The 19,981-nt window shown below is 65.1% G+C and carries 25 protein-coding genes and 1 pseudogene; 18 read left to right on the top strand and 8 right to left on the bottom strand.

The genetic code is table 11. The features are described 5' to 3' along the window. Nucleotides 1-150 precede the first annotated feature (150 nt). The 6 genes from ACFC0O_RS20910 to ACFC0O_RS20935 all read left to right on the top strand — a co-directional run bounded on the left by ACFC0O_RS20910 (nt 151) and on the right by ACFC0O_RS20935 (nt 3,918). Complete coding sequence (locus tag ACFC0O_RS20910; RefSeq protein ID WP_375960205.1) at nt 151-756, top strand: TenA family protein; 606 nt, start codon at nt 151-153, stop codon at nt 754-756. Between the two features lie 145 nt (nt 757-901). Then, nucleotides 902-1,105 (top strand): hypothetical protein, encoded by a 204-nt coding sequence (locus tag ACFC0O_RS20915; protein WP_375960207.1) that lies wholly within the window; start codon nt 902-904, stop codon nt 1,103-1,105. Between the two features lie 57 nt (nt 1,106-1,162). After that, nucleotides 1,163-1,888 (top strand): tetratricopeptide repeat protein, encoded by a 726-nt coding sequence (locus ACFC0O_RS20920; RefSeq protein WP_375960209.1) that lies wholly within the window; start codon nt 1,163-1,165, stop codon nt 1,886-1,888. Nucleotides 1,889-2,019: 131 nt separating this feature from the next. Then, nucleotides 2,020-3,054 carry a YdcF family protein gene (locus ACFC0O_RS20925; protein WP_375960211.1) on the top strand — a complete coding sequence of 345 codons (1,035 nt, stop codon included), beginning with the start codon at nt 2,020-2,022 and terminating at the stop codon, nt 3,052-3,054. 148 nt (nt 3,055-3,202) lie between these two features. After that, complete coding sequence (locus ACFC0O_RS20930; RefSeq protein ID WP_375960213.1) at nt 3,203-3,409, top strand: hypothetical protein; 207 nt, start codon at nt 3,203-3,205, stop codon at nt 3,407-3,409. A gap of 89 nt (nt 3,410-3,498) precedes the next feature. Then, a complete protein-coding gene (locus ACFC0O_RS20935) occupies nt 3,499-3,918 on the top strand; it encodes a hypothetical protein (RefSeq protein ID WP_375960215.1) in 420 nt (139 codons plus the stop codon). Nucleotides 3,919-3,951: 33 nt separating this feature from the next. Here the strand turns inward: ACFC0O_RS20935 and ACFC0O_RS20940 are convergent, their stop codons facing one another. The 4 genes from ACFC0O_RS20940 to ACFC0O_RS20955 form a co-directional block, all read right to left on the bottom strand. Beyond that, nucleotides 3,952-4,299 (bottom strand): Lsr2 family protein, encoded by a 348-nt coding sequence (locus ACFC0O_RS20940; RefSeq protein ID WP_375960217.1) that lies wholly within the window; start codon nt 4,297-4,299, stop codon nt 3,952-3,954. 115 nt (nt 4,300-4,414) lie between these two features. Beyond that, the gene (locus ACFC0O_RS20945) at nt 4,415-4,903 is read right to left on the bottom strand and encodes a nitroreductase/quinone reductase family protein (RefSeq protein ID WP_375960219.1); all 489 of its coding nucleotides are present in this window, start codon (nt 4,901-4,903) and stop codon (nt 4,415-4,417) included. A 47-nt stretch (nt 4,904-4,950) separates the two neighbouring features. Continuing rightward, a complete protein-coding gene (locus ACFC0O_RS20950; protein ID WP_375960221.1) occupies nt 4,951-5,760 on the bottom strand; it encodes a class I SAM-dependent methyltransferase in 810 nt (269 codons plus the stop codon). A gap of 188 nt (nt 5,761-5,948) precedes the next feature. Then, complete coding sequence (locus ACFC0O_RS20955) at nt 5,949-6,881, bottom strand: Ig-like domain-containing protein (RefSeq protein WP_375960223.1); 933 nt, start codon at nt 6,879-6,881, stop codon at nt 5,949-5,951. 265 nt (nt 6,882-7,146) lie between these two features. Here ACFC0O_RS20955 and ACFC0O_RS20960 point away from each other — a divergent pair, with 265 nt between their 5' ends. Then, a complete protein-coding gene (locus ACFC0O_RS20960) occupies nt 7,147-7,644 on the top strand; it encodes a hypothetical protein (protein ID WP_375960225.1) in 498 nt (165 codons plus the stop codon). Here ACFC0O_RS20960 and aroQ read toward each other — a convergent pair. Then, nucleotides 7,556-8,125: a gamma subclass chorismate mutase AroQ gene (aroQ, locus tag ACFC0O_RS20965; protein ID WP_375960227.1), complete on the bottom strand. Its 570-nt coding sequence runs from the start codon at nt 8,123-8,125 to the stop codon at nt 7,556-7,558. The two genes, ACFC0O_RS20960 and aroQ, sit on opposite strands and share 89 nt — an antisense overlap. A gap of 198 nt (nt 8,126-8,323) precedes the next feature. On the opposite strand from aroQ, the gene ACFC0O_RS20970 reads away from it, so the two are divergent. Beyond that, a complete protein-coding gene (locus tag ACFC0O_RS20970) occupies nt 8,324-8,953 on the top strand; it encodes a TetR/AcrR family transcriptional regulator (RefSeq protein WP_375960229.1) in 630 nt (209 codons plus the stop codon). On the opposite strand, the gene ACFC0O_RS20975 is transcribed toward ACFC0O_RS20970, so the two are convergent. Continuing rightward, the gene (locus ACFC0O_RS20975) at nt 8,914-9,738 is read right to left on the bottom strand and encodes a thioesterase family protein (protein ID WP_375960231.1); all 825 of its coding nucleotides are present in this window, start codon (nt 9,736-9,738) and stop codon (nt 8,914-8,916) included. The genes ACFC0O_RS20970 and ACFC0O_RS20975 overlap by 40 nt on opposite strands. 241 nt (nt 9,739-9,979) lie before the next feature. Between ACFC0O_RS20975 and ACFC0O_RS20980 the strand changes: the two genes are divergently transcribed. The 7 genes and pseudogenes from ACFC0O_RS20980 (at nt 9,980) to ACFC0O_RS21010 (ending at nt 15,587) form a co-directional block, all read left to right on the top strand. After that, on the top strand, nt 9,980-10,396 hold the full coding sequence (locus tag ACFC0O_RS20980) for a Zn-ribbon domain-containing OB-fold protein (RefSeq protein ID WP_375960233.1): 417 nt from the start codon (nt 9,980-9,982) through the stop codon (nt 10,394-10,396). Then, nucleotides 10,393-11,535 (top strand): thiolase family protein, encoded by a 1,143-nt coding sequence (locus tag ACFC0O_RS20985; RefSeq protein WP_375960235.1) that lies wholly within the window; start codon nt 10,393-10,395, stop codon nt 11,533-11,535. The genes ACFC0O_RS20980 and ACFC0O_RS20985 overlap by 4 nt, the downstream gene beginning before the upstream one ends. 34 nt (nt 11,536-11,569) lie before the next feature. Further along, a complete protein-coding gene (locus tag ACFC0O_RS20990; protein ID WP_375960237.1) occupies nt 11,570-13,111 on the top strand; it encodes a class I adenylate-forming enzyme family protein in 1,542 nt (513 codons plus the stop codon). After that, nucleotides 13,104-13,901, top strand: coding sequence for a crotonase/enoyl-CoA hydratase family protein (locus ACFC0O_RS20995; protein ID WP_375960239.1), 798 nt, complete (start codon nt 13,104-13,106; stop codon nt 13,899-13,901). The genes ACFC0O_RS20990 and ACFC0O_RS20995 overlap by 8 nt, the downstream gene beginning before the upstream one ends. Before the next feature lies 1 nt (nt 13,902). Next, on the top strand, nt 13,903-14,820 hold the full coding sequence (locus ACFC0O_RS21000) for an SDR family NAD(P)-dependent oxidoreductase (RefSeq protein WP_375960241.1): 918 nt from the start codon (nt 13,903-13,905) through the stop codon (nt 14,818-14,820). Nucleotides 14,821-14,912: 92 nt separating this feature from the next. Continuing rightward, a pseudogene (locus ACFC0O_RS21005) lies at nt 14,913-15,164 on the top strand (helix-turn-helix domain-containing protein); the annotation flags it as partial. 27 nt (nt 15,165-15,191) lie between these two features. Continuing rightward, on the top strand, nt 15,192-15,587 hold the full coding sequence (locus ACFC0O_RS21010) for a TetR family transcriptional regulator C-terminal domain-containing protein (RefSeq protein WP_375960778.1): 396 nt from the start codon (nt 15,192-15,194) through the stop codon (nt 15,585-15,587). 87 nt (nt 15,588-15,674) lie between these two features. On the opposite strand, the gene ACFC0O_RS21015 is transcribed toward ACFC0O_RS21010, so the two are convergent. Together ACFC0O_RS21015 and ACFC0O_RS21020 are read right to left on the bottom strand one after the other, a co-directional pair. Continuing rightward, nucleotides 15,675-16,061, bottom strand: coding sequence for a hypothetical protein (locus tag ACFC0O_RS21015; protein WP_375960243.1), 387 nt, complete (start codon nt 16,059-16,061; stop codon nt 15,675-15,677). 122 nt (nt 16,062-16,183) lie between these two features. Beyond that, the gene (locus ACFC0O_RS21020; protein ID WP_375960245.1) at nt 16,184-17,245 is read right to left on the bottom strand and encodes an alpha/beta hydrolase; all 1,062 of its coding nucleotides are present in this window, start codon (nt 17,243-17,245) and stop codon (nt 16,184-16,186) included. A gap of 308 nt (nt 17,246-17,553) precedes the next feature. On the opposite strand from ACFC0O_RS21020, the gene ACFC0O_RS21025 reads away from it, so the two are divergent. From ACFC0O_RS21025 to ACFC0O_RS21035, 3 genes are all read left to right on the top strand, one after another. Further along, nucleotides 17,554-18,330, top strand: coding sequence for an SDR family NAD(P)-dependent oxidoreductase (locus ACFC0O_RS21025; RefSeq protein WP_375960247.1), 777 nt, complete (start codon nt 17,554-17,556; stop codon nt 18,328-18,330). A gap of 63 nt (nt 18,331-18,393) precedes the next feature. After that, nucleotides 18,394-18,897, top strand: coding sequence for a cupin domain-containing protein (locus ACFC0O_RS21030; RefSeq protein ID WP_375960249.1), 504 nt, complete (start codon nt 18,394-18,396; stop codon nt 18,895-18,897). Between the two features lie 66 nt (nt 18,898-18,963). Beyond that, on the top strand, nt 18,964-19,905 hold the full coding sequence (locus ACFC0O_RS21035; RefSeq protein ID WP_375960251.1) for a helix-turn-helix domain-containing protein: 942 nt from the start codon (nt 18,964-18,966) through the stop codon (nt 19,903-19,905). Nucleotides 19,906-19,981 lie beyond the last annotated feature (76 nt).

Genomic DNA, 19,981 nt, shown 5'->3' on the forward strand with positions numbered 1-19,981 from the left:
ATGGCTGCCCACCCTAGAAATAGCCGGTCGGCGACGCAAACGATTTTCGGCGCGTGGTCGACCGTCGTCTGATCGGCTAGGGTCGTTGATCTTCCGCCGTATGCGCGGACACCACCCATCGCAGTCGGGAGAGCAGGAGTGAATTCGCGCATGAGTTTTGCCGCTCATCTGGAGCAGCTCGGCCGACCACTGGTCGAGGAGCAACTGGCGCACCCGACCGTGGCGGGGATCGCGAAAGGCACGCTCGCCGAACCGGTGTTCCGGTCCTGGCTGGAGCAGGACTATCTGTTCCTGCTCGACTATGTCCGCGTCTTCTCACGCTTGGCCTGGCAGGCGCCCGCAGCACACCTGGGCGATCTGGTCGACCTCGCGCACGCCACCTTCCACGACGAACTCACCCTGCACCGCGGATTGGCCGCGGAGTTCGGAGCCGATCTCGACGGCGCGGTCAAGGGTGAACCGTGTACGAAATACACCGCGTTCCTGTTGGATTCGGCCGCGAACTACGCAGACGGCCTGGCCGCGCTATACCCCTGCATGTGGGGCTATTCGACGCTCGGCGCCATCCTGGCGACGAATCCACCCCCCGATCCGCGCTACCGGCGCTGGATCGACACCTACGCCGATCCCGGCTTCGCGGCGCTCACCGCCCGCTGCGCCCAGATGCTCGACGAAGCGGGCGGCGACAATGCCGAGGAGCTGTTCCTGACCGGCATGCGCCATGAACTCGCGTTCTGGGATGTGCCTGTCAACTGACTGCAAGGTCAATGACTTTCCGCGGGAGAACTGTTGCGCCGCAGGACCATGCGCGTGCGGGCGTAGGGCACTTGCCCGATAGTGCCGAACCGGCCCGGGGAATAGATTCGAAGGTGCCATATCCGCACACTGACAAGGACACCTGATGAAGAATCTTCTTATCGTTGCCGCAGTGACCGCGGGACTCGTCGTTCCGATGGCATCGGCGGCCGCGGAATCCGTTGCCGCACCCGGTGGTACGACATCGGTCGCCGCGCCGGCGGGTTCTTCGTCGGAGGATGTGTTCTGCGCCGTGGTGCGGTTCCTCAAGGGTGGTTGGGCGGGACGCGCCACCGACTGCTCGTTCTGACGCATCACGACCATTCGGGCGTGGATCCTTCATTTTTCCGATCATCGAGGTGGCCAGATGGGCGACCGTGTCGCTGACACGATCCAGCAGGCGGTGCGGGACCCTCAAATACTGGACGCACTCGTCATGATGTTTCGGCCCTCGGCCGCGATTGTGCCCGGTCTCGGTCTGGAGCTCGCCTGCGTGCTGCGGTTGCGGGCGTCGGCACTGGCCGCCGATGGCTGGTATGACGACGCTCTGATCGACGTCGAGGAGGCGCTGCGAATCAGCCGCCGCACGACGATCATTCGGCGCACGAATGCCGATGTTCAGCTTGCCGCGGCCCTGAGCGTGCGCGCGAACCTGCTGCGGTGCTCGAGCCGGGAGCAGGAGGCGGTGGAGGACGCACGGCAGTCACTCGACCTGTGCCGAGCGCGATTCCCGCACGCCCCGCATCGGTTCGGCCCCTTACTCCTGGGCGCTCTGGACGAATTGGCCCGCGCTCTGGACAAGTCCGGCGAGCCCGCGCAAGCGCTCCCGCCCGCCGAGGAACTCATCCACACCCTGCGCCGACTCGCTCCCCGCCGACCGCGCTACGAACCCCAATTGGCCGCAGCCCTGCATCAACTCGGTGTCTACCTCTCCCACACCGGGGAACTGACCGGCGCACTGCGCGCGGCTAACGAATCCCGCCAGCTGTACCGACGTCTCGACGCCAAGCAACCGGATTCCTTTGCACTCCAGGTGGATTTGGCAACCCACAATCGGGACATTCTGCTGGATTTGGTGAACCAGCAGGGCTGACAGCTTTGCCGGGTTATTGCCCGCCGACGGCACGTGGGTTTACGTGATCGAGGTACCGGGAATGGACTGTGTGTCGGTGACCGGCACCGATGCTGTGGTTCCGTATTGGCGACGAGCAGGGAGGACTGATGATGACCGCGGCGTTGCTGTCCATCGGCTTGATCTTGTTGGCCCTCGGGGTTTTTCGGATGCGGCGTGAACCGCGCCGACTGTCGACGGGCGGTGTGCTGCTGGCCGGGGCACTGCTACTCGTGGCCGGATCGGTGGCGCTGTTGGTCGACGTCGCGGCGATTTCGGTGACGGTGCCGCAGGCGGCATATGCGGCCGCATTCGCGTTGAGCTGCATCGGTATCGCGCTGATCGCCAACGCGGTCATCGTGGTGCGGCGCGAAGGGCGGTCGCTGACCACGCTCTCTCCGGCGGTTGTCGGTTCGGGACTGGTGGTGATGGCGATACTGATCACCGCGATCGCGATCGCCGTTCCGGTTCCGACGACAATGACCGAGTTGGCCGTGCTGGCTTGCGCCACAGGCGGTTACCTTGTGCTGCACCTCGCCGCATTCGGCGGGCACGCACTGCTCTACGGCACTCTCCCCACACGATCGGAGGCCGACGCGATCGTGATCCTCGGGTGCGGGCTCAACGGCCGGGAGGTCACTCCCCTGCTCGCCGCGCGCCTCGACAGGGGTATCACCGCCTATCACGCCGCCGCGACGGAGTGCCCGCAACCGGTGATCGTCACCTGCGGTGGGCAGGGTGGAGATGAGGGCACCTGCGAAGCCGATGCCATGGCCAGGTATCTCGTCGCGCGCGATATTCCCGCGCATGCCATTGTCCGCGAACGCTATTCACGCAATACCGCGGAGAACATCCAGAACTGCCTGCGGCAACTCGATATTCGTGGAATCCCCGCCGATCGGATCCGAATGACGGTCGTCACCAGCAGTTTCCATGTTCTCCGAACCGCGGCGCTCACCCGGCGCGTCGGTATCAACGCTCAGGTGGTCGGTGCCCGCACCGCCGGATATTTCATCCCGGCCGCGTTCCTTCGTGAGTTCGTCGCCGTACTGACCACCCACTACCGGCGCACCCACCTCACCACCGCGGCCCTCACCCTCGTTGCCGTCACCGCGGTCGCGGCCGAGGCCGCACTTCCACCGCACTGACCCGCGATTTCCACCCGGAGCCGAGTTGCGTGCCTACGGTGGCGTGCCGTCGGTGGACGCCACCGACTCGGCTTCATCTCCCCCGTTCACAACGTATCGATCACGCGATCACGGTTTGATATCCAGCACTTTTGGGCACCCCCAAGGCATGATCATCACCCCGCGTAATCGAACAACGACTACGAGGACAGATCTGGCCTCGGTTACCCTCACCATGCTCACCTGCGCGGTCTTCTTCCTCGGGTTGACCGCGCTCACCGGCTCCTTCTCCACCGCCGCGACCGGCGCCATCGGGTTGTGTGGCGCGTTCGTCCTGGCGATGAAAATGATGGCCCTGCCGAACGATTCGATGTAACTCCGCCGCAGAGGCGCTTCGAAATACAGGCATCCCCTAGGGCATTTGCCCGATGTCGGCCGCGGTTGGATTCTCCTAGCGTTGACCACATGTCAGTCACGTTGAATCCATCGATCATCGGCCAGGCCGAGAAGGTGCACACCGCGATCCTCGAGGTCGCTCTTGCGAACACCGGGCTGGATGAGAAGCAGTGGATCACTCTCAATCAGGCCATTGCCATCGACCCGGTCGATACCGCCGAACTCCGCACCCGCGTCGTCACCGCGACAAAGCGCACCCCTGCCGAAATCGACTCGGCCATAACGCGTTTGAACGAACGCGCCCTACTGGATGATGCCAAGCCGACCGCGGCCGGCCGAGCCCTGGTGGCCGATATCCGCGCAGGCATCGCGCCTGCGCTGGATCGGGCCTACGGCCAGGTGTCGTTGAAGGACAGCGCGATCGCGGCCCAAGCACTGGCCACCATCACCGCCGCACTCTCGCAAGAGCTGAGCAAGATGACGGCGTGATGGCGCTGCCTCCGTGAATCACCAGTGGTCGAACTACTTCTCGACCTTGTTGTACGCGTCGAGGATCTCGGTCGAGACGCGACCGCGCGTGGACACCTCGAAACCGTTCTGGCGAGCCCAATCTCGGATCGCCCGGCTCTGCTCGCGATCGATCGCGGGGCGCGCCTTCGGAGCAGCCGCAGCGGTGCTCTTCGCGCGGCCCCGGCCGAGCTTGCGCGCGTACGGAGTCCACTGCTCGAAGACCTCGCGCAGCTTGGCAGCGTTGGCCGCCGACAGGTCGATCTCGAAATCGACGCCCTCAACGGCGAACAACACCGTCTCCTCCGCGATGGAGTCGCCGTCGAAATCATCCACCATTTCGACGATCACCTTGCGTGCCATGAACAACCAGCCCTTCGTGTCGAACCCGATGCAGTAGAGGCAAATCCTAATGGAGTCGGGGTGTTGGTTCGCCCGTCGGGTGAACGGTACCGAGTCGCATGGCCATGAGCGCGGGTCAGGTGGCAGCCGGTGTGAGTTGGAATGGATACCAGAGGTCGCCGAGGTGGCGGATGTCGGATTCGCCGAGGTCGGTGATCTGGGTGCCGAGGGCGCTTTGGAGTGTGCTGCGGGCACGGGCGGCGAATTGCGGATCCTGGCATACGGCGGTGAGGAATTGGGTTTTCTCGTCACCGGTGAGCTCGCGGGCGGTGATGTCCTCGGATCGGTTTCGATACAGGAGCTGGGCGGTGCCGCTCGCGCGGAGGTTTCGCGCCCATTGGGTGTCGCCACCCATGGTCATGATGTAGCGGTTGCCGTCGATCACCGCCACTCGGACGGGAATCTCGAAGATCCGCCCGGAACTTCGACCCGGTACCCGCAGGGTGCGCAGCAGATCCATATCACTGCCCCCGATGCCGACTCCACGCCGGACCAGAAAACGGATGACGGGGTTGACGTATTTGTAGAGCGCCAGTCGGCGAGATGGTTTCGCGTTGGTGGCCATCGGTGCACCTCGATTGGTTCGGCAATGCGTGCCAACCAATGTTCCGCCTAATCGCCGGTGCGGGTGGCGGTCAAGAGTTCCAAAGTGACGGGTTCGATGAACTCCCCGGTGGGCTCCAAATCGAGCAGGGCGGTGGTGAGTGCGTCTTCGAACGCGGTCTGACGGTCACCGAGCAGGTGGCGAAGCGGCAGGGAAGTTGAGTACAGATAGCCGATGACCTGTTCTATGGTCCATGGCCGCGGGAAGTCGTAGACGTGGCGATTCACGTGCGGGAAGGGCGAATTGGCCAGTATCTGTTCATGGCGAACGAACAGATTGGCCATCGGGACGGGGCGCTCGTCTTGGCCGTTGGGAAGGAAGCGGCGTTGGATATCGGCGATGGTGCGCTGCCAGGTGGTGATCGGGCGAATCAGAAAGGCGTCGCTGGCGATGACCAGAATGCCGTTGTCCTCGACCATCTCGTCGAGGGCGGTCAGGACGCGCGCGCGATCCATCCAATGGAATGAGCGGCCCATGGTGACCAGTCGGAAGCGGCCGAGTTGGCCGGGGAGGTCTGCTGAGGAGCCGTGTGCCCAGGTGACATTCGAGATCCCGCGTGCGTGTGCCTGTCGCGCAGCCTCGGTGAGCATTTCGGGTTCGGGGTCCACGCCGACGGCTTCGGCGACGTGGGCCGCAAGCGCGAGGGTCAGCTGGCCGGTGCCGCAGCCCAGGTCGAGTAGGCGGCCGGTACCGTCGAGATTCGCCCGCCGGATCACCTCGTCGAGAAAGATCTGCGGATAGCCCGGCCGGAACCGCGCGTAATGCCATGCCGTCCCAGCGAATAGGCCATCGGTCGAGTTACCGGGACGGTCGGTCATGGCAACCTCCCCCTCCTGAACAACGCCGCCTATTCCCTCGGGCACATGACCGGCCATGGCCAATGATCCCAACGGTACTGGCGTTCAGGGCGATTCGTCTGCCTCTCCGGTTCGCCCCGGCCGTCTCGGCGACCACTTCGCAGGTGATCGCCGAGACGAGAGACCCGAATCCGCAGGGGGGAGCGGAATCAGAACGAGCCGGTGCTCGGCTTCTGAGTGGTCGGCGGGGTTGTGGTCGTGGTCGGCGGGGTGGTTGTGGTCGTCGGCGGGGCCGTGGTGGTGGTCGGAGGCGGTGTCGTGGTCGGGACCGGCTCATCGATGACGGTGATCACCTTGGTGGTGGTCGAACCCGCGACATTGGTGCGACCGGAGAAGGTTGCGCCAATCGTGTACGAGCCCGCCGCATTCGGGGTCCACACGGTTGCCGCCTTGCCGTCCGCACCGACCGGAGCGTCGGCGACGACGGTGTCGCCGACCTTGAACTGGATGGTGCCGCCCGGCGCGGCCGGGGATACGCTCGCCTCGAGGGTCACGGGCTTACCGGTCTTCGCGCCACTGACATCGGTGATCGTGGTGGTCGAGACGGCATCGGCGGCAACGGTGATGCTCGGTCCCTTGTCGGCGTAGGTGCCGCTACCGAGGGAGCCGCCGTAGTTCATCGAGGTCGACAGCGGGGTGGCGCGGGCGCAGTTGGCACCGACGGTGTACTGCACCTCGAAGGTCTGCGATTTCGGGTTGATGTTCGGGTACACCGGGTACTTGGTGATGCCGAATTCCGCACGCACCCAGTCCGGGGACGAGGTGTCCAGGGAGACTTGGTCTCCGCCCATCTTCGCCGAGCCCGCGACGGGGGTCAGGCAGGCGGGGTGCAGGTCCTTGATGTTGTAGATGTACTCCACCGGAATCCCGGTACGCTCGAATTTGGTTGTGACGGTGACGGTGTCGCCCGGGACCGGGTTGGTGTTGGACACCGTGCGGGTGAACTTGCTGTTGCCGTCACTCCAGGTGATCGTCCCCGGCGCCGCCGAGGCCGTACCGGGCATCAACGCGACCGCGAACCCGGCTGCCACCGCGAACGCCGCGAGCGACCCGCCCACCTGCTTCATTCTCTTATCCACCATCATGTACTCCCACGCACGTCAGGTGCCTCAATGCACCCGAGTTGGCGAGATTAGATCACGGCCGAGCCCTCCCGGAACGTGGTTTTGAAATGATCGTGATTCAAATTAGGATTCGTCGCCCGCTACCGCGCAGCCACACACCACCGCCGATTCGGACCCACCGATCACGCATTGAACACGCCCCAGACACAGCGGGATTCCGAATTGCGAGGTTGCTCGCGTTTCGTCCGAATTTCAGATTCGACCTCTGACATTCTGTGCCACTATGGCCGACCCCGTGGCAGTGGGCGAAGAACTGAGGTGCGACGTCGAGATCCCACGTGCGGGATCAATCGAACAGGCGTGGTGGCAGGCCACCAATACCGGCACCCTCGATCAGATCGCGGCCGCGCTGACCGAGCTCACCACCCGCGTTGCGCGCGACCTCGAAACCGGCGCGAACAGCTCCGATAGCGAATACCGCTGGTGCTGCTGCCTGGTGTCCCGCGCAGACGGATCGATCGTCGCCGGGTTCCGCGGCCACACGACCACCGCTCAGATCCCCGGCATCCTGACCATGGTCTCCGGCAAACTCATGACCCTGTCCGCCAACACCTTTCGATCGATGTCAGCGCATGCGACCGATTCAACCCGTGGCACTGATGGTCAGGATCAACGTCCAAAACGTCAGAGCTTCACCCCACCGGACACAGCGGCAGCGTGGCACGAAATAGAGCCGCCTGATGCAGTGGATCCATTGGTCGAACAGCCAACGTCGCCATGACACTGCGGATTACGAGCGCACCACAGCCCGGCCCGGTCAACGCGGGACGGCGATCGGCCATCTGATCGATGATCTCGACATTCGTCCGGTCGATCTCGGGCCGGACCGCGGTCAGGTCGACCGCGACGGTCGGCGCCGACCCCTGATCGAGATTCCACCGCAGAATGAGCCCGCGCTGCACAATCTTGCTGGCATCGATCTGCCCGGCGAACACCTGATCAACCCACCGCTCGGACAACCCGGACTTCGCACCCAGCGCAGCCATCCCGCTGTAGACCACCGCTTCGCGGTCAGGATCGTCGATGACCGGTTCCTGACGCGTCGCCCTGGCCGTCTCCCATTTCGCCGCGGCGACGGCATCTGCCAGTTCGATGCGATCGGCGATGGCCGTCACGAGAGCATCCAGCGAACCAGGTTCGGGAGGTGCGGCGACGCTGACCGGAGCCAGGATCACCGGGATCCCGAGAAAGAGAACCGTCATCACCGCACTCCTGAACCGCATATCTCTCCTAAGCCTGATCGATCGGGGGTATCGCCCGCACGGAATCGCTATGGGGCATGCAAAGTGTGTCCGAATGGCCTGCTCGATAGTAATCAGCGGCCGACACGGGACCGATGGACAGACCTGACCGAAGCCCGCTCAGCACCAATTATGGTGGGTGCTGTGCCAGGTGATCGAGTGCGAAGGTCTGTGATGCCGCCGCATGTCGACAGGCGGTCGGCGGCGGTGCCCGCGGTGACCAAAGACGATGTGCGCGATGCCGCGTTGACGTTGTTCGCCGAGCGCGGCTATCACGGGACATCGCTCAAGGATGTGGCCGGCGCACTGGGACTGCGGACCCCGAGTTTGTACGCGCATATCGATTCCAAGCAGTCGCTGCTTGTCGACATCGTGCTGCACACCATCGAGCAGGTGGTCGCCGATTTCGAGGAAGTGCTTGCCGCGGAACGGGATCCGGTCGAGCGAGTGCGAGCCGCGACGCGGGTGTATGCCGCGCACCATGCGACCCATCGGCGGGAGGCGTTGGTGGTGAACCACGAGACCGTGCATCTGGAGGAGCCCGATCTCACTGTGGCACAACAGATGCGGCGCGATCACGAGCATGCTTTCCGGCAGGTGATCGCCGACGGTAAGAGCGCCGGGGTGTTCACCGTTGCCTCCCCCAAGCTCGCGTCCTTCGCGATCCTGGAGATGTGCGTGTCCATCGCGCGCTGGTTCAACGACGACGGTGAGGTCACCGCCGACGCTGTGGCGGAACAGTATTCGGACTACGCGCTCGCGCTGGTCGGCGCTTCCGTGGTGAGCTGACCGACCTCACGGGGGCGCACGGTCAGGGTCTGCTGGGCGATGCCCACCGGTCCATCGAGATCGTGCAGAACCGAGCTGGTCACGCCTTGGCCGTCGCGTCCGAACACGACGGTGGTGTCGAGCCCGACCCATTCCCCGACCGGCTGCCGGTAGAGGTGAATCGTCAGATCCAGGTTCGGGAACAGCCATTTCGCGGGTTCCTGCCGTACGGCGATGCCGTTGGCCGTATCGACCAGTCCGATGTAGGCCGCCAGCTCCGACACCGGTTCGCCCGCGAGCAACTCGACGTCCGTGGACACCCACGCGGTCGTGCGGCCCGGTTGCGGAATTCCGATCGGACGCATATCGATCGATGCGATGTATCCGCCCTCCCACACCTGGGACAGCGGCCATTCGGCCAGCGCGTCCGGTGCCGGGAGGCGTTCGGGTTCACCACCGGCGGCCGCATCGGTGTCCTCGACACAGGCGAACCAGGCGCGTGCGGTCACCGTATCGCGGCCGTCGATCATGGCGGTGGCCTGCACCAATTCGATCGTGCGGCCCGGCCGGAGGATGTCGACCCGAATCTCGAAGGGCGAGAACGCGATCGGGCCGAGGATATCGACGCTGATCCGACTGGCCAGCAGCGTGGGCCGATCCCGCCTGGACCGTTCGGCCTCGATCTCGTGCACCAGCAGCCCGGCGAGCGGGCTTACATGCTGTTCGGTGGCCGACCAGGCCCCACCGGTATGCGGGGTCGGCTCGAACCGATGCGGCCCCAATCGCCGGAAGAACGCGCGCGTCATCGGTCGCCTCGCACGGTCGCTGACGGCGCGACCGGGGCATTCCGCATTCTCATGAACTCTCCGCTGCCGTGACGTGCGGGTCGGCTCGAATCCGGCCCGCTCCCTAACTAACGAACGTTAGTTATCAGACCTTACGAGCCACCCTGGATCGCGTCAACCGAGGTCGGGGCATCTGTTCATTTCACGGACCCGGTGCTAGCTTCTATTTGCTGAACGCTTAACAAGTAACTTGGAGGTTGCGATGCGCACCGCTATCCATCCCCGGCTCTATGACCCCGCACCGGATGATCCCGTGCTCAATTGCGGGCAGTGCGCTCGCTGCGGTCGCGTGTACTTCCCGCCGATCGGGATCGGTTGCGAAAACTGCGGCGCGCCTGCGGAATCGCTCGTACCCAGGGCGTTGCCCACCGCCGGGGTCGTCTTCGCCGTCGCCGAGGTGAACGTGAACACACAGGGCACGAAGCCCTTTTCGGTCGCGGAGGTCGTGCTGGCCGCCGGACCGCTGATCCGGGCGGTTGTGCATCCCGCGTCACCACCGCTGCATATCGGCGACCAGGCGCGGGCGAGGTGGCACGTCGTCAAGCGGAACGATGCCGGAGCGGATCTGGTGGAACCGGCATTCATCAAGTCCGCGTCCGCATTTGGAGATTCGAGGTGAGCACCGACGACGCACTGCGCCCAGCCTGGGTGGTAGGGGTGGGCCTGCATCCCTACCAGAAGCTCGGTGGCACGCCCTATACCGAATTGGGGGTCACCGCGATTCGCGCGGCGCTGGCAGATGCGGGCATCGAGTGGAATCGGGTGCAGACCGCATACACCGGAACGGCTACCACCTCGATGGCGTTGTCGCGCTTGATGTATCGGCATCTGGGCGCGACCGGGATCCCGATGGTTCAGATCGAGAATGCCTCCGCGTCCGGATCCAGTGCGTTCCGGCAGGCGTATCTCGATATCGCCTACGGCGTGCACGATGTCGCGATCGCGGTCGGGGTGGACAAACCGTTGAGTTTCTCGTCTCCGGCGCGCGTGGCGGGCGTCGACGATCTGGTGGGCAGCCGGATTCTGCCGGTCACGCATTTCGCCCTGCTGGCCTCGCGCTATATGCACGAGACCGGTGCAACGCCGGAACACCTGGCACGGGTGGCGGTCAAGAACAGCCGCAACGCCGTTCACAATCCGAATGCCCAGCGACCACGAGCCCGCACGCTCGAGGAAGTCCTGACACCGCCCGCGCTCAGCGGTGTGCTGACTCGGTTGCAGTGCTGCCCGGTCGGGGAAGGCGCGGCGGCCGCGCTCATAGTCTCCGATCGCGCGATCGATGAACTCGGCCTGGATCGCGATCGCGCCGTCCGAATCAGAGCATCGACACTGAGGTCCGAAACCTACTATGGCACAGCTAATTTCGATGCCGCACTGACCGCCGAGACCACTGCCGAAGCACTGTCCACCGCCGGTGTGGCGGTCGAGAACGTGGATCTGGTCGAACTGCACGACGCCTTCACCATCGAGGAATTGGTGTACCTGGAGGCGATGGGTATCTGCCCGCGGGGGCACGCCGGGCCCGCTTTGGCGGCGGGTGAGTTCGATATCGGCGGCCGCGTAGCGGTCAACAGCTCGGGCGGGCTGCTGTCCATGGGCCACCCGATCGGACCGACCGGCATCGGTCAGATCGCGGAGTTGACCACCCAACTCCGCGGCGAAGCCGGTCTGCGCCAACATCGCGATGCCCGTATCGGTCTGGCCCACATGGTGGGTCTGGGCGCGGTTTGCGCGGTGCACATTCTCTCGCGCGATTGATGCGCGCGGCATATCCATCACACAGGGGACAACGATGACCCAACCCGACCATGGCACTCCCGAATACTGGGCCGCGCACCGACCGGATCAGCCCGCGGTGATCAGCGGCTCCACCGTCCTGACCTATCGACAATGGAACGAGGCCGCCGATCGCGTCGCGGAAGGGCTTGCCCGCCAAGGGCTTTGTCCCGGCGACCGGCTCGGCATGCGGTTCCGGCTGGCACCCGAATGGTTCGTGATCCAGCGGGCTCTGCAAAAGCTCGGCGTAGCCCAGGTGGCGGTCAATTGGCGACTGACCCCCGAGGAAACGCTGTACATCCTGCGCGACAGTGACGCGAAAGGATTGGCATGCAACGACATCGACGTCACCGGGTGGGCCGGTAGCGATATCGGACTGCTGATCACCGTTGCACAGACCTCCGAGGCCGCCGGGGTGCGATATGAGGATCTGCTCGAAACCGATAATGCCCCAGCGCGTTTCGGTCCGGGCCAGCCACTGCTGGTGATGTACACCTCGGGCACCACCGGACGACCGCGCGGGGTGCCGCCGACGAATCCCGCCGAATCGCCCGATCCGGAGCGCCTCTTCCGATACGCGCTCTCGGTGGCCGGAACCCCGCCGCAGCACGATGGTGTCATCGCCTTGCTGACCATGCCCGTGCATCATGGTGCGGGACCGCAGATTTCGGCGCGCACCGCCGCCCACGGCGGCACGATCGTGAGCCTGGACCCCTTCGACGCCGAACAGGCCCTGCGCCTGATCCACGAGCATCGAATCGAGTCGTGGGTCGGTGTTCCCACCATGCTCCAGCGGGTTCAGAAGCTGCCCGAGCGGGTGTTCGCACAATACGACCTGACCTGCCTGCGCCAAATCGGCGTGGGCGCGGCGCCCGTTCCACAATCGCTCAAACGGTGGGTCGTCGAGCGGTTCGGCGACGAAGTGCTGTGGGAGAGCTACGGGGCCAGTGAGCCCGGAATGATCAGCTACACGCCACCGGAATTCCAGCTGAGCAAACCCGGTACGAGCGGTCGACCCTACGACGGGGTCGAGATCGCGATTGTGGACCGGAACTGGGCACGGCTGCCCACCGGGCAGGTCGGCGAGATCGCCGTCAGCACTCCAATCGTGTTGCGCCACTACCTCGGTGGACCCGATCTCGGGCAGGACGTGATCAAGGACGGCTTCTATCGCACCGGCGATGTGGGCTACCTCGACGAGGACGGCTTCGTGTACGTCACCGACCGGATCAAGGACATGATCGTGGCGGGCGGGGTCAATATCTATCCGGCCGAAATCGAGAAGGCCCTCGCCTCGCATCCGGAGATCGTGGAGGCCGCGGTCATCGGCATTCCCGACGACGACTTCGGAGAGAAACCCCTGGCCTACATCATCACCACGCCCGGGACGAAGCCGACCGAGGACGAACTCCTCGAACACCTGGCAGGTCAGCTCGCGCGCTACAAACGGCCCCGCGAGTTCGTCATGGTCGATGATCTGCCGCGCAATCCGGTCGGAAAAGTGCTCAAAAATGAACTGCGGCAACCATATTGGGAAGGACGCCACCGCAATGTCTGATACCCCGACCAGCGGGTCAGTGACCTCGGAGCTCATCGTGACCGAAGTCGTCGACCAACACATTCTGGTCATCACCATCGATCGGCCGCACCGCCGCAATGCTTTCGACGGAGCCACCGCCCACGCCCTCGAAACGGTTATCGACGAGTACGACGCCGATGACTCGCTGCGCTGTGCGGTCCTGACCGGTTCGGACATCGTCTTTTCCGCGGGGCAGGATCTCATCGCCGCCGCGGAGGGCGATATGGGCGTGACCGAACGACGCGGCCCGTTCGGAATCATGGCGCAGCCGCCGGCCAAACCCATCATCGCCGCGGTGGAAGGTCACGCGCTCGCCGGTGGGCTCGAACTCTGCCTGGCATGCGATCTGATCGTCTCCTCCCGCACCGCCACCATGGGCTTGCCCGAGGCCGCCCGATCGCTGGTAGCCCTGGGCGGGGGCTGCTTCCGGCTCCCCCGACGCATCCCCTATCACCTCGCCATGGAACTGATTCTCACCGGAAAGCTCTGGCCCGCAACGCGATTCGCCGAGCTGGGACTGATCAACCGGATCACCGAGCCCGGCCGGGCACTGGCGGGCGCACTGGAGCTCGCACGCGAGATCTGCGCCGCCGGTCCGCTCGCGGTGCGTGCGAGCAAGCAGATCGCCGTGCGCTCACAGGACTGGACCGATGCGCAAGCCTGGGATCAACAGTTGAAATACGTTGCCACCCTGCATGATTCCGAGGACCTGCGCGAGGGGTTGCTCGCCTTCGCGCAGAAGCGTCCGCCGGTATGGAAAGGACGCTGACATGTTCGTGGAACCCACTCTCACCAGCAGCCTGCTCGATGGGCAGGTCGCCATCGTCACCGGCGGATCGCGCGGCATCGGCGGGGCCACCGCGATACAGCTGGCCGCCAACGGGGCCAAGGTCGTCATCGCCGATGTGGACAAATCCAAGGCCGATGCCACGGTCGCCGCGATCAACGAGCGGTACGGCTCCGATCGCGCCACCGCGTTCGTCGCGGATCTGGTGTCCCCGGGCGCCTGCGACGACCTGGTCGACCATGCCCTGCACTACTACGGCGACCTCGACATCGTGGTCAACAACGCGGGCTACGCCTGGGACAGCCGCGTGCACGCCATGACCGATGAGCAGTTCCAGGCGATGCTCGACATCCACCTGGTCGTCCCGTTCCGACTGGCGCGAGCCTGCGCGCCGGTGTTCCGCGCGGCCGCGCAAGCCGATAGTGCCAATGGCGTTGTGCGGCATCGCAAGACGGTGATGGTCTCCTCCATGGCCGGTCTGATCGGCTTGGACGGTGCGGCCAACTACGCCGCCGCCAAGGCCGGAATGCTCGGCCTGGTGCGCACTCTCGCGCAGGAGTGGGGCGCGATGCGGGTGAATGTGAATGCCGTGGCGTTCGGTGTCATCCAAACCCGTTTCGGGCTACCGCAATCCGAGCGCGAGGTGATCCACACCGGCGGGCGCACCATCCAGGTAGGCATGCCCGCCAAACAGGCGCAGCGGATGGGCATCACCGTCGACCCGGATTCCCCGCCCACCGAGGCGGAGATCTACGCCGCCAAACCCATGCCGTTCGTGTCACTGGGTCGCACCGGAACGATCTCCGAAGCCGCCGATGCCATTTTCTGGCTCTGCTCACCGCTGTCGAACTATGTGACCGGACAGGTCGTACCCGTGAACGGCGGCACCCGCCTGGCGTGATCGAGACCTGCGGGCTCGCACGGGGTATCGCGAAGCGTGCGCCCGCAGGTCATCTATTCTTGCCGAACGTTCAACAAGAGAAGGGGTGCTGCATGCCGGGTCGCTCACGACGTTCGCCAGAGGAGATCTCCGGCGAACCCACCGCCACACCGGCACGCCGCACCCAGCAGGAACGCACCGCCCAAGCCGGGCAGGCCCTGCTCGACGCCGCCGAAACCCTTTTTTCCCAACGCGGAGTCGACCAAACCTCCCTGGCCGATGTCGGCCAACTCGCGGGTTATAGCCGCGGCCTGGCCAACCACCACTTCGGTACCAAGGCCGCCCTCGTCGACGCCCTCGCCGAACGGATCCAATCGCGTTTCGTCGCCGACATCGACTTCACCACCGTCGAGCAGTCCGATGCCGATATGGTCGAAATCCTCGCCGACCTGGTCCAGGACTACCTCGAAGCCATTGTCCGATATGCCGACACCAGCCGCGCCTTCTTCGTCATGTGGGGAGCAGCCATCCCCTCCGAAGCCGCCCTGGGCCCCATCTTCGCCGCCGACGACGCCCGCTTCCGCCACGGCGCCGAAACCCTGCTGCGCGCGGGCCGAACCAATGGCACCGTCGCCCCGGACATCGACCCCGCCGCCGCGGCCGTCGCGGTCATCGGCATGGTCCGCGGCATCGCGGCCCAATACCTCATCGCCCCTGACGCATTCGATTTGCCCGCGGCGGCGCACGCCTGCCGAACCTTCGTGAAGCGAACGCTCACAGCGCCATAGGGCGGCATTGTCGACGATCGGCCGGGGGCGGTGTGAATCCTCCCGCCTACGTCATCATCGGCCACCTCAGAGTGGACCGGCCACACCTCAGGCTGTCATCGGGCGCGGCAGCAGCAGTGCGCCCGCTCGCACCAGCATCACGTGCAGGACAGAGTGTTCAGGCAGGACCAGGTACCGGGGCCGAATATGCCGCCAGCGTGAGCGTGCGGGTTGTTCACTCGTGAGGGCGAGGTGCCCGTTGGTGGTCAGCACGGTGACGCAGTCTGGACCGCAGCCCTGTCGACGGCCACGGCAGCCCTCCAGTCCCCATCCGATCACCGAGACCGATTGCGCCCCATCGGGTGTGCTCGGCCGGGAATGCTCGGCGGGCCGGATTCCGGCGCGGGCGAGCTGATCGACGAATTCGGCGATCCGAAGGCTGGACCGGTCCAGCTCCGGACGCGGGTGTCGCTGCGTTGCGAATCGGTCTGGCATGGTGCCTCTTTCGACGAGCCACCACAGATGTGGCTACCCTAAGAGATTTTCCATCAATGGCCCCGGCGAAACCCGCTATTCCCGAGATCCGGCGGAGATGTGGTTGCACGCGTCGGTTTCGATCACCCGACCGCAGTCAGAGCCTTGTCGAAGACCGGCCAGGAGCGGTGCAGGTCCTCCTGCCAGTAGCCCCAGGAGTGGGTGCCGGTGGTGCGCATATCGAAGGTGGCGGGAATTCCTAGCTGGGAGAATCGTTCTCGCAGTTCCCTGGTGCACATGTTCATGATCGCCTCGAGTGGTGCGCCGAACAGGAGTTGCCAGGTCAGGTGCAACACGTCGCCGTGGGTGCCCTCGGGGGTGTCCAGATCCCCGGGGACGCCGCTGCCGCTGGAGACATAGATCGCGGTGCCGCGCAGGCGGTCTGCGTGCAGGTAGGCGTCGTTGGCCGCCCACCTCGTATCGTCGGGCGGGCCCCACATGTTGAGGGCGTTGCCGCGCTGGCGGGCAACCACCGCGGTGACGAAGGCTTGGCCCATGGGATCGCTGGTGCGCACGCAGCCGCTGTAAGAGCCGATGGCTCGGAATCGGCCGGGTGCGGCCAGGGCGAGTTGGAAGACCGATGTTCCGGCCATTGAGATACCGGCAATCGCGTTGGCGCCGTTGCCATTCAATGCCAGGTCGATGATCGGTGGCAGCTCCGCGGTGAGGAAGGTCGTCCAGCGGGGGCGTCCGAGCATCGGGTCATCGAATGCCCAGTCGGTGAAGTAGCTTCCGCCACCGCCGATCGGGATCACAACGTTGACCTGTTTGCCATGGAAGAACTCGGCCACATCGGTTTCGTCGTACCAACTGCCCTCGGTACCGCCGTTGGCCCCGTTGAGCAGGTACAGGGTCGGCGCGGGAGCGTTCGGGTCGGCCGCGCGCAACACGCGGCTGCGGATGACGGTGTTCATGGCGGCGGAGTACACGAACATATCGCTGACGCGGTCGTGCACCGGTTGGATGCGGTCCAATCGCGAACCATCGGGCGCGCGCACCGGTTCCGAGGGCTCGGCATGACCGATCGCCGCGCTGAGCACACACAGCAGCAACGCCAAGCACGCCGCGAGCGTTCGGTATCTGATTGTGCGCCAGCGGGATTCGATCGAATACCCCGTATCGATGAGAACGCCGGACGCGACCATGACTGACCTCGATTCCTACCGCCGAGCACCCTGCGCCCGCGCCGCACCAAGACGCCGGGCTATATCAGGATTTCGAGTGAACGACATGCGATAGCCCTCTGACCAGCACGGCCGCGAAAGTCTGTGATCATTCCCAAGTCCGCGCACCGGTGACCGGATGGTCTCCCAATGGGTCGTGGCGGGCATTATCCCGCGACTACCGTCAGGGGCGGCGATTCGAAATCGCCTGTGTCGAAATCATTGACCGGGCAAATAGTGCGTGTTGAAGTCGTCCGGCGAACCCGGCAGCCGACGTCCGAAAGGCATCCATGACCGAGCCCTCCCCCACCGGTGACCGCCGCGTCGCGATCGTCACCGGTGCCGCGTCCGGCATCGGCCGCGCCACCGCTCAGTTGTTCGCTGAGCGCGGGGAACATGTTGTCGCCGTGGATATTTCGCCGCAGGGATTGAATGACTTGGGCAAGAACATCGTGACCCTGTCCGGCGACGTCTCAGGCGAGGAGGTGAACCGGGCGGCGGTCGAGACAGCGCTCGACCGCTTCGGCCGAATCGATACCGTCGTGCTCAATGCCGGAACGGGCGGCACCCCGCCGCTGGAGTCACCCGGTGCGATTGATCGAGCCGATCACATCTTCGGGGTCAACCTGCGCGGGCCGATACTCGGTCTGCGCGCTGCGATTCCGGCACTGCGCAGATCTCGGGGATCGGCCGTGTTCACCGCATCGGTCGCCGGGCTGCGCGGTGATCCCGGGAACTGGGCCTACAACGCGTCCAAAGCGGCACTGATCAATCTGGTCCGGGCATTCGCGATCGACTATGCGGCACAGGGGATTCGGGTCAACGCCCTCGCTCCCGGACTCACTCGCACCGGCATCACCGCCAACGTGCATCAGGATCCGGCCCTGCTGGCCGCGATCGAACGCCGGATCCCGCTCGGGCGATTCGCCGAACCACGCGAGCAGGCCGAGGCGATCTGGTTCCTGGCCTCCCCCGCCGCCGGCTACATCACCGGCACCACCCTCGTGGTCGACGGCGGGCTCGACGCCAACCTCGGCATCCTGCCGCTACCCGGCCAGTCGTTCTGACCGGCGTGGGCATACGAAAGCGTCGAATAGACTTCGATACCAACCGATCAGAGGGGCATGGACGTGACAGTGGATGCACCGCAGCCGAATTCACCCGATGAAGGTAACTGGCGGGACAACGGGGTACGTGTGGTCAAATCGAATCAACTCGATACGAACACACCGCAGACTCCGGGCATGAACCGCGCGGCCGCGATCGATGCCGCTCGCGTCGGCGCGCAGAAGCTCTGGGCGGGTACAGTCACCATCCACCCCGATGCCAAGACCGGCGCGCATCACCATGGCGAATTGGAAAGCGTCATCTATATCGTGCGCGGGCGCGCCCGGATGCGCTGGGGTGAGCACCTCGAATTCGTCGCCGAAGCCGAGCCCGGCGATTTCATCTTCGTTCCGCCATTTGTCCCGCATCAGGAAATCAATGCCAGCTCCGATGAACCGCTGGAATGCGTGCTGGTGCGCAGCGATAGCGAAGCGGTCGTGGTCAATCTCGATATCGACGCGGCGGAGCAGCCGAGCACCGTGCTCTGGGTGGATCCCATCCATCAATCCCCGATAAGTGGAGGTTGAGCCCGAATCCTGGCTAGGCTGTCCCACGGACTCGCATCTCTACTGCGGGTCCGCGGGAGGTACGGCGTGGTCGTTGTGTTGGATACCGGTCTACTTCCGGCGAGTGAGCGGATCGAGGCGGCGCAGGACCTTTTGTCCGACACTGAGATTCCGTCGATCAATCGGCTCGGGTCGGTGGCCGGTCAGCTGTGGCACCGGTTCACCGTGTGGGATCTGGGCGAGGGCGTGCACGCCACACAGGTGGTCGGTACCGGTCTGAGTGTGCTGCGCGGCGATAAACAGCTGCGCGTGGCCGCACCCGAACGCGTCGGGCTCGGGGTGCAATTGACCGGGTCCGGCACTTTTTCGCACTGCGGCGCGGATCAGGTCATCGAGGTCGGTGAACTCTCGCTCACCGACGGCACCAGCGTCTCGGACTATTCGTCGAGCGGTATCGGCGGCTCCAAGGTGCTGATCTTCGATTACGACCAGCTCGCGCTGCCCATCGAAACCGTCCGCAGCGCGGCTCCCCGACTCAAATCGAGTCCGCTGTACGGATTGGTCTCCGCCCATATCGCCGCACTCGGCGAAGAGGGTGATATCGAACCCGGGCCCGCCCGAATCATGCTCAAATCGGCGACCACCCAATTGGTTCGGGCGCTGATCACCACCGCGGCCGCCGACCCGCGCCGGCATGCGGACCTGCATGACACCCTGTATTTGCGGATAGCCGCGTATGTGGAACAGCATCTCGGTGACCCCGGCCTGAATGCCGAGCAGATCGCGCGGGCCCACAATATCTCGGTCCGGCATTTGTACAATGTCTGGTCCGCACGGGGAATCCCGTTGAGCCAGTGGATCATCGGCGCCCGGCTCGAGGGCGCGCGGGCCGATCTCGCTCGGCAGGGCCGTACCGTACCGATCGCGGTGGTAGGGCGCAGATGGGGCTTCACCAACCCGGCGCATTTCGCTCGCCGCTTCCGCGACGCCTACGGCATGTCACCACGGGAGTGGCAGCAGAGCCAATGACCGGCAGGCCCCTTGACGGACCTGCCTGATTCGGCACGGCACTGTTCTGTGCGTGCACGATTGGCGCGCCGATGAT

The organism is Nocardia sp. NPDC056100, assembly GCF_042266325.1.
GTDB lineage: Bacteria > Actinomycetota > Actinomycetes > Mycobacteriales > Mycobacteriaceae > Nocardia.